A 9,351-nucleotide genomic window follows, 5' to 3' on the forward strand; every position below is an offset into this window, starting at 1 on the left:
TACTTAACTTTGCAGCTGGTGCATTGCTTCGTAAATTAAACATTTCAACTTTACATCGTTTCAACATTACAACAGCTAAATTGAACACATCAGCAGAATACGACTCCGTAATAAACAATTGTAAGGGACTTTTTATGAAAAAGACCCGCGACTATGGCACCGCCTGGCGCATCCTTCGTCCGCAATCCATTACCGACCAGATTTTTATTAAAGCACAACGCATCCGCACACTCGAAGAAAAAAAGATTTCGAAAGTTGGAGAAGATATTACCGGCGAATACATAGGCATTGTTAACTATTGTGTTATAGCCATGATGCAGCTTGATAGCACAGCCGATACCCCAACGGAATTGGCTGTTGAACATGTGGAGCGATTATTTGACGAAAAAGTACTGGAAACAAAGGAACTGATGTTTGCCAAAAATCATGATTATGGCGAAGCCTGGCGCGATATGCGCATCAGCTCCTTAACCGATCTGATACTTATGAAGCTGCTGCGTGTAAAACAAATTGAAGATAATAAAGGCCTTACCGAAGCATCAGAAGGTGTAAAGGCCAATTACCAGGACATGCTGAACTATGCAGTATTTGCCCTCATAAAATTGGGATTATAACATGAAGAATGGCCTTATTTGGTTTTGCAGGATAGCGGTAGGCTTACTGTTTATATTTTCGGGCCTCATAAAAGCGAACGACCCATTGGGTTTCTCCTACAAGCTGGAAGAATATTTTGAGGTCTTCCATATTATGTTCCTTAACAACTTCGCGCTCACCATTGCTATTTTGCTTTGCGCATTAGAAATGCTACTTGGTTTTGCCCTGCTTATTGGCGCGCGCGCGGTAAAGGTTGCCTGGGGATTGCTGTTACTCATCATCTTTTTTGGCTTTTTAACCTTTTATTCGGCATTTTTTAAGGTAGTGCAAACCTGTGGCTGTTTTGGTGATGCTATCCCGCTTACGCCATGGCAATCCTTTAGTAAGGATATGGTTTTGCTGATATTGGTGGCTGTGCTTTTTGTAAACCGGACTAAAATAAAACCTTTATTTAGTGCAAACGCCGGTGATAAATGGCTCATAGGGGCGGCGATTGTTTCGGTAGGTTTTGGGTTGTATACTTACAATTTTTTGCCAATAGTTGATTTTTTACCTTATAAAATTGGCGCTAATATCCCGGCAGAAATGGATACGCCGCCAAATGCGCCAAAGGATGTGTTTGTACTTACCTATCACCTTAAAAATAAAAAAACCAAAGAAACTAAGGTGATGACCGATAAGGAATACCTGAGTACCAATATTTGGCAGGATGCGAATTGGGAAGTGATAGGCGATCCCGAAAACCGCCTGGTTAAAAAGGGGTACGAGCCTAAAATACGTGACCTTTCTATCCAGGACGCACAGCGTAACGACTTTACTAAGGAATTGCTCGCAAGTCCGTTTTATACCATCATTATAGTAGCCTATGATTTGGATAAAACCAATGGCGAGGCGATAAACCGCTTAAACGCGCTGGCCATAAACGCGACAGAAAATTATAACATCCGTACCATATTGTTAACCTCCAATTCGGCGCAAAGTGCCCAGGCTTTTGCCAAGGCACACAAACTCATATGTGAAATTTTTTATGCCGATGGCGTGCCGCTTAAAACCATGATCCGCTCCAATCCAGGTGTGATCCTGTTGAAGGGGGGAGTGATTGTTAATAAGTGGCATTATCACTCGGCACCTAAATATGACGACCTGGTTAAAAACTATTTTCAAAAACAATAAATCATGGTCAGCTACCTCATCCGCAAATTACTTTACGGACTGGCAGTTATGCTGGGTGTGGTACTGGTGGTTTTCTTTTTGTTCAATATTCTGCCTGTTGATCCTGCCCGGATGACCCAGGGGCAACGTGCCGATGTGCAGTCATTACAAGCTGTGCGCAAAGAGTTTGGCCTGGATAAATCAAAGCCTGTACAGTTTGCATATTATCTGAATGATCTTTCGCCGGTTGGGATCCACCTGAATACTAAGGATGAGCAGCAGCGATATCACTATGTAAAACTGTTTGGGGTAAGTAAGGCCAAAGTGGTTGCTTTGAAATGGCCTTACCTGCGCCGGTCTTACCAAACGCGTAAGGATGTTACTACGCTGCTTTTAGAGGTTATACCCAATACGTTGGTACTGGCAACTACCGCAATGATATTTGCCATTGTTATAGGTGTATTTTTAGGGGTGCTAAGTGCTGTACATAAAGATACCTGGATAGACAAGCTGGCCATTGCGTTCTCTACTTTGGGTATATCAGCACCGTCATTTTTCGCAGGAATCATCATAGCGTGGATCTTTGGCTTTGAGTTGAGTAAGTATACAGGCCTTAATATGTCGGGAAGTTTGTATAGTTATGATCCTTTCAAAGGCGAAGTTATCAGCCTGAAAAATTTAATATTACCCATGATTACTTTGGGCTTGCGTCCGCTGGCCATTATTGTGCAGCTTACACGCAATGCTATGCTCGACGTTTTGGGGCAGGACTATATTCGCACCGCCAAAGCAAAGGGCTTGAGTAACCGCGCAATTATTTACAGACATGCGTTAAAAAATGCGCTGAACCCGGTTATTACCGCTATAGCCAATTGGTTTGYATCGCTGTTGGCAGGGTCTTTTTTTGTGGAATACATTTTTGGTTATAATGGCTTGGGTAAGGCCACAGTTGATGCTCTTGAAATGTCCGATTTCCCCGTTGTAATGGGCTCCATCCTTTTCATCGCGTTTATTTTTGTAGTGATCAGTATTTTGGTAGATATTATTTATGTTTGGATCGATCCGCGGGTAAAATTAAGCTGATATTATTATGAAATATTTTTTAGTCGGGTTTATGGGTTGCGGCAAAACCACCTGGGGCCGTAAACTGGCTGCCAAATTGGGCTACGAATTTATTGATCTTGATCATGTGCTGGAAGAGAATATCGGCATGAGCATAGCCGAGTATTTTTCGAGTTTTGGAGAGGATGCTTTCCGCAAGATGGAATCGGATATATTGAAGCAAACCGAATACTCTGAAAATGTGATCATATCAACAGGTGGCGGCCTGCCTTGTTTTTTTGATAATATGAGTTGGATGAATGCCAACGGCAAGACCCTCTACATTAAATTATCGCCCAAAACATTAGCCGACAGGCTGGAGGGCAGTAAAACTATACGTCCGGTGCTTCAGGGAAAAAAGGGTGATGAACTGATTGAGTTTATCACCGGCAAACTGGCGGAGCGCGAAAGCTTTTACCTGCAGGCTCATCATCATGTTGATGGTATTGATTTGTCGGTTGAGAAGCTGGAGGATGTGATAATCTCGTAATAAAGTTACTGTTATTGTAAGCAAATAATATATGCCATGATGACGAATGAAATCATAGCGGTAAAACATCTTTTTAAGCCATTAGATGATAAGCTAATTGAGCTGCTTGAATCACTTAGCCCCGATGATTGGAACAAACAAACCGTAGCTAAAGCCTGGAAAGTAAAGGATGTAGTATCGCATTTATTAGATGGTAATATTCGCGCGTTATCCATTCAAAGGGATAAGTATTTTGGCGAACAGCCACCCGCTATCAATTCATATACAGACCTGGTTAACTGGCTCAATATGTTAAACGCCGATTGGATAAAAGCATCCAAAAGGATTAGTCCGGATGTTTTGATTATCCTTCACAAAGCCACCGGCCATTTATCCACCGCTTATCACCAATCCTTAAATCTTAATGACACTGCCATATTCCCTGTCGATTGGGCGGGTGAATCTGAAAGTTTAAACTGGATGCACCTTGCACGCGAGTACACCGAAAAATGGCATCATCAGCAACAAATCAGGGAAGCCACCGGCCGGGATGGCATCATGACCAAAGAGTTATTTTATCCATGTATCGATACTTTTTTTAGAGCGTTACCCCATACTTTTAAAAATATCGACGCCCCAATCGGTATGGTGATCAAAATTACCATTAGTACCAACATTGGCGGCGACTGGTATCTGCAAAAAATGGAAGATAAATGGACCTTATCGAAAGATATGGTTTTAAATGACTTTGCGGCCACGGTTAGTATTCCGCCCGAAATATCCTGGAAATTGTTTTCAAAAAGCATCCGCCCGGATGAGATCAGGGATAAAGTAATAATGTTGGGTGATGCCAACCTGGCCGGGCAGGTGCTTAAAATGGTATCTGTAATGGCTTAATTACACTTCATCTTTGGTAGTGCGCACCAGGCTGATGCCGGTGAAGAAAAATAGGATGGATATAATACCCACTACTACCAATGTGGTGGCCTGGCCACTGTGATTTATAACTCCAATGCCCGTATAAATTAAGCCGATAATACCAAGCACAGTAAGTATGGCTCCGAAAGTACGTTTTAGGTTCATGATAATTTTGCGCTGTTTTTATTAAGCATTTTATATAAAAACAAATAGCACACCAATAATTTACCTTATATTTATTTAATTAATAATACTGCTTATGACTGGTCAAATCATTACAATTGTTATCGTATTTATTTTATTGATCATAATTTTATCATCCTTTGTGTCTGTAAAACAGGGCACAATAGTGGTAATTACCGTATTCGGTAAGTATCGCCGGATACTTACTCCCGGGCTTAATTTTAAATTGCCATTTATTGAAAACATCTATTCCAAAATATCAATACAGAATCGTTCTGTCGAACTGGAGTTCCAGGCGGTAACTTATGATCAGGCCAATGTTTATTTTAAAGCGATGCTGTTATACTCGGTACTTGATCAGCAGGAAGAAACCATCAAGAACGTAGCCTTTAAATTTGTTGATGACCGTAACCTGATGCAGGCGCTTATTCGTACCGTTGAAGGATCTATCCGGGCCTTTGTAGCCACCAAACGTCAAAGTGAGGTATTGATATTAAGGCGAGATATTGTGGAACACGTAAAAGAACAGTTAGATGTGATACTCGAAGGCTGGGGTTACCACCTGCAGGACTTGCAACTGAATGATATTACTTTTGATGATGTTATCATGAAATCAATGAGCCAGGTAGTCGCATCAAACAACCTGAAAGCCGCTGCCGAAAATGAAGGTCAGGCCCTGTTGATCACCAAAACAAAAGCTGCCGAGGCTGAAGGTAATGCCATCAAGATCTCGGCGCAGGCCGAACGTGAAGCCGCACAACTGCGCGGTCAGGGTATTGCCCTGTTCCGCGAGGAAGTGGCCCGTGGGATGACCGTAGCTGCTAAAGAAATGGCAGGCGCCAATATGGATACCTCGGTAATTTTATTTACCATGTGGACAGAATCCATCAAACACTTCTCTGAAAACTCCAAAGGAAATGTGATATTCCTTGATGGCTCAACCGAAGCCATGCAACGTACATTAAAAGAAATGATGGCCTTAAACCTTTTACATGCCGACAATGTCAAAAAGTGAAAGTTTTAACCTGTATTTGAATGAAAAAAGGATTTGTGATGTTGATTGGCGTAATCGCCGTGTTTTTAGGAATTAACAAGGCAAAAGGGCAGCAATATCAGCAATATCATCAGTTAACTGTTAATGATTTTTTAGGTACACCGCGGGCAAATGCAAGGGGAGTGGTTGCTTATACCAATTGCACTATTAATTTCAAATACGAGGTAAGTAACAGAAACGGAAGTTATATATTGAATGCCATAGTAAATCTTGCGCTCAATAATAACCTGTCATGGCTTGATAGGGGCAGGGTGACATCCCGGGAAATGATGGCCGAAGTTTTAAAACATGAGCAGGGGCATTATTTGATAGCCTACCTGGAGCAGCAGGAACTGCTGCGGCAAATAGGGCAAAGCCGCTTTAGTCGTAATTACAGGTATGAGGCTATGGAACTCTTTAATCGTATTGATGCCAGGTATAAGAAGCTTAACGCTGATTATGATGAAGATACTCAACACATGACCAATCGTCAGCAGCAGAACAGCTGGGATTTGTATTTTCAAAAAAGGTTAGAATATATCCCAGAGGAATAGAAATCCCCCGCCCAGGCTATATAGTGAATTAAATAATACAGTCTGTAAACAGTAATAGCTTATCTGTAATTGTTCCTTTTCTCCCAGTAGTCCTCCCGCTATTCATACTTAATGACGTTAGTCGGCGACTTTTGGATTACATATTTCAACCCAGGTTTTATCTTTTTTGTCTCAATCCTTATCGTTTTATTGTAAAACTACTTTAGGTACCCAGCTTTAAAAGCGATTGCGTCCATCCCCGCTAAAATTCATTCATCCTGTTAAATTATGTAAAARCAAAAAAGGCTCCGGGTTATCCGGAGCCTTCACAAATAATATTTTATTGAAAATTATTTTTGTTTGAACTGAACGCGACGGTTTAAAACACGTCCTTCTTCGGTTGAGTTATCAGCAATCGGGTTGGTTTCACCAAAGCCTTTTACTTTCACTTTTTTAGCATCAACACCAGAGTTAACCAGGTAAGTTTTTACAGAGTTAGCACGATCTTTTGATAATTGTAAGTTGTGAGCAGCAGTACCTTCAGATGAAGCGAAACCATCAACTTCAACACCTTTACCAGAAGCTCTTAAGTCGGCAGAAGTAGCATCTAATACAGGGTAAGATGAAGTGCGTAAAACTGAGCTGTCAAATTCAAACTGGATGTTTGAGTAAGCAGTACCCACAGGGGCAGCAGCAGCAACAGTATCTTTAGGGAATACGATAACGCAACCAGAACCATCAACCACGCTACCTGCAGCAGTACCCGGGCATTTGTCAAACTGATCAGCCACACCGTCACCGTCTGAATCTTTTTTCRGGTCGTTAACAGCAGTTTCCACATTGGTAACACGGCCTTTTAAAGCTTCTACTTCCTGGCGTAAAGCAGCATCGTACAATTCATCATACATTATAGCAAYTGGGTTAACCCAATCAATGTTMGGTTTAGATTTTGAACCGAAAGTATACTCTAAACCACCATAAGCATAAGCAAAATGGTCTTTATAGGCTTGTCCACCTCTGATAGTTTTGAAACCGCTAAAGTTGTAGCCATCAATAAAGTTGGCAGTATAGCCAATATTAAGGGCAAGGGCGTCAGTTAATTTAACTTTAGCACCCACACCAATTGGAACGATTAATTCTTTTACATAATGTTTAGAACCGTCAGAGTTCAGGTAGCTCAGACTATTGCTACCAGAACCATCTCTAGAGAAAGTTGGGTTATAAAATGCTAAACCGGCACCGGCGCTTCCGTAAAAATTAATTCCGTTTGTACGATGTAAAAAGCTAATGCTTCCAAATTGCCATATTCCGCTTAAAGTAGCTGAATAAAAAGTTGTTTCAAAGCTGGTTCCATGAAAACCTCTGAGGCCTTTGCTAGCATCTCCTGCAACTTTACCGCCATGTAAGTCTAATTGTATTCCAAACGGATGTGAAACCTGTTGCCTAAGCGACACGCCGTAACCCAGTTGAGGTTTCATATGTGACACAGCATCAGTTCCAAATGGAATAAACGGAGAAGTAACACCAACATTGGCACCAATGCTAAATGTTTTGTACTGACCAAGACCACCAAATACTTTTGGAGTAGTGGTTTCAGACGAAGTAGTTGCTGTTTTGGTGGAATCGGTTTGAGCATTAGCCATACCTACAACCATCAAAGAAGCAAATGACAATGCGACTGTTTTCTTTAATGTAGAATAATTCATAGTTTTTAAGATTAAACGATTTTAATTGTGATTTTTTTCAAATTTAGTAATTATGTTTGAAACCTTGACCAAACATTGTTCCAAAAAATGTAATAGTTACACAAATAAGCAAAAAAAAATGATTTATTAAAATAATCAACAGTTTAATATGAAATATTCGGCAATCCCCACTTCCATATTTACAAATAATAGAAAAAATTTCGTTTCGAGAACAAAAGCGGGCTCTATTGCCATTTTTCACGCTAATGACGAATTTCCGGTGAGCGGAGACCAGAGTTTTTTATTTAAACAAAATCCTGATTTTTTTTATCTTACGGGCATTGATCAGGAGCAAAGCATATTGATATTGTATCCGGATTGTCCTAATAAGGTATACAAAGAAGTACTTTTTTTAAGACAAACCAACGAACACATTGCCATTTGGGAAGGACACAAATACACCAAAGAAGAGGCAAAGCTGGTATCGGGAATCGAAAATATTTATTGGCTTCATGAATATGATACAATTTTACATAGTATTATAAATTATGCCGAACATATTTACATCAATACCAACGAGAATGATCGGTATGCTCATACAGTACCATATCGTGATCTGCGGATGTATGAAGCTTTAAAACAGAAATATCCTTTGCACAAATATGAACGATCGGCATTGATATTAAGAGATCTGCGGGTTGTGAAGTCAGCAATGGAAGTTGATCTTATCCAAAAAGCATGTGATATTACCAGCGATGCATTTGTGCGGGTGTTGAAATTTTTAAAGCCGGGTGTTGCCGAATACGAAATTGAGGCCGAAATAACACATGAGTTTTTAAGGCAACGCGCCACCGGGCATGCCTATAGCCCCATAATTGCATCTGGCAAGAATGCTGTTGTACTTCATTATATTGATAATAACCAGGTGTGTAATGATGGCGATATCATACTTTTTGATTTTGGTGCTCAATATGCTAATTACAATGCAGATATGAGCCGGTCGGTACCGGTAAATGGCAGGTTTACCCCACGCCAGCGTGCTGTTTATAATGCTGTTTTGCGGGTTATGCGTGAAGCAACAAGTATGATAGTGGCCGGAACCGTTTTGAATGATTACCAGGAGGAGGTTGGAAAAGTAATGACCAGCGAACTAATAGGTCTTAAATTACTTGATAAACATGATGTTGCAAAGCAGGATGCTAATAGCCCGCTTTACAAAAAGTATTTTATGCATGGCACATCGCACCATTTAGGTTTGGATGTACATGATTTTGCAAGCAGGTATAAAAATTTTGAAGTTGGAAATGTATTGACTTGCGAACCTGGTATTTATATTCAGGAAGAAGGGCTGGGGATAAGGATTGAAAATAATATTTTAATTACTGAAGAGGGTAACCGCGATTTGATGGTAAACATACCAATAGAGGCCGAACATTTAGAGGAAATAATGAACAGTTAATTTGTTAACTGAACAAGTTTGCTGTTACCTTATATAGGTATCCACAAAACTATACAGATTAAAGTTTTTGCCGTTTAAAGCTTCAGCAACATCTTGCTGAAGCTTTTTTTTATCAATATGCTGCGTTAATTTATGCTGGATTAGTTTGTATGCTTTTTCTGCCAGTAACATTTCGCGGCGCTTATTTTTAAAGTTTGAGGATGTTTTTATATACGCTGCAACTT

10 protein-coding genes and 1 pseudogene are annotated in these 9,351 nt (G+C 40.4%); 8 read left to right on the forward strand and 3 right to left on the reverse strand.

Translation table 11 applies throughout. The features are described 5' to 3' along the window. The first annotated feature begins 134 nt into the window (after positions 1-134). The 5 genes from AC1DPZ_RS03120 to AC1DPZ_RS03140 are packed head-to-tail and all read left to right on the forward strand — an operon-like array spanning position 135 to position 4,213. Positions 135-614, forward strand: coding sequence for a DUF1599 domain-containing protein (locus AC1DPZ_RS03120; RefSeq protein ID WP_477401185.1), 480 nt, complete (start codon positions 135-137; stop codon positions 612-614). Position 615: 1 nt separating this feature from the next. Further along, positions 616-1,767: a BT_3928 family protein gene (locus tag AC1DPZ_RS03125; RefSeq protein WP_477401186.1), complete on the forward strand. Its 1,152-nt coding sequence runs from the start codon at positions 616-618 to the stop codon at positions 1,765-1,767. A gap of 3 nt (positions 1,768-1,770) precedes the next feature. Next, a complete protein-coding gene (locus AC1DPZ_RS03130) occupies positions 1,771-2,829 on the forward strand; it encodes an ABC transporter permease (protein WP_477401187.1) in 1,059 nt (352 codons plus the stop codon). A 7-nt stretch (positions 2,830-2,836) separates the two neighbouring features. Further along, positions 2,837-3,337: a shikimate kinase gene (locus AC1DPZ_RS03135; RefSeq protein WP_477401188.1), complete on the forward strand. Its 501-nt coding sequence runs from the start codon at positions 2,837-2,839 to the stop codon at positions 3,335-3,337. A 36-nt stretch (positions 3,338-3,373) separates the two neighbouring features. After that, positions 3,374-4,213 carry a maleylpyruvate isomerase N-terminal domain-containing protein gene (locus AC1DPZ_RS03140; protein ID WP_477401189.1) on the forward strand — a complete coding sequence of 280 codons (840 nt, stop codon included), beginning with the start codon at positions 3,374-3,376 and terminating at the stop codon, positions 4,211-4,213. Here the strand turns inward: AC1DPZ_RS03140 and AC1DPZ_RS03145 are convergent, their stop codons facing one another. Beyond that, positions 4,214-4,399: a hypothetical protein gene (locus AC1DPZ_RS03145; RefSeq protein WP_477401190.1), complete on the reverse strand. Its 186-nt coding sequence runs from the start codon at positions 4,397-4,399 to the stop codon at positions 4,214-4,216. A 94-nt stretch (positions 4,400-4,493) separates the two neighbouring features. On the opposite strand from AC1DPZ_RS03145, the gene AC1DPZ_RS03150 reads away from it, so the two are divergent. Both AC1DPZ_RS03150 and AC1DPZ_RS03155 read left to right on the forward strand, forming a co-directional pair. Next, positions 4,494-5,432 carry an SPFH domain-containing protein gene (locus AC1DPZ_RS03150; protein WP_477401191.1) on the forward strand — a complete coding sequence of 313 codons (939 nt, stop codon included), beginning with the start codon at positions 4,494-4,496 and terminating at the stop codon, positions 5,430-5,432. Positions 5,433-5,452: 20 nt separating this feature from the next. Beyond that, positions 5,453-6,004 carry a DUF922 domain-containing protein gene (locus tag AC1DPZ_RS03155; RefSeq protein ID WP_477401192.1) on the forward strand — a complete coding sequence of 184 codons (552 nt, stop codon included), beginning with the start codon at positions 5,453-5,455 and terminating at the stop codon, positions 6,002-6,004. 329 nt (positions 6,005-6,333) lie between these two features. On the opposite strand, the gene AC1DPZ_RS03160 is transcribed toward AC1DPZ_RS03155, so the two are convergent. Further along, entirely contained in the window at positions 6,334-7,689 is a 1,356-nt protein-coding gene (locus tag AC1DPZ_RS03160; protein WP_477401193.1) for an OmpA family protein, read from the reverse strand. Positions 7,690-7,837: 148 nt separating this feature from the next. Between AC1DPZ_RS03160 and AC1DPZ_RS03165 the strand changes: the two genes are divergently transcribed. Continuing rightward, a complete protein-coding gene (locus tag AC1DPZ_RS03165; RefSeq protein ID WP_477401194.1) occupies positions 7,838-9,127 on the forward strand; it encodes an aminopeptidase P family protein in 1,290 nt (429 codons plus the stop codon). A 24-nt stretch (positions 9,128-9,151) separates the two neighbouring features. Here the strand turns inward: AC1DPZ_RS03165 and AC1DPZ_RS03170 are convergent. Next, positions 9,152-9,351, reverse strand: a pseudogene (locus AC1DPZ_RS03170) (hypothetical protein); the annotation flags it as partial.

The sequence above is a fragment of the Mucilaginibacter sp. P4_G9 genome (genome assembly GCF_056400985.1).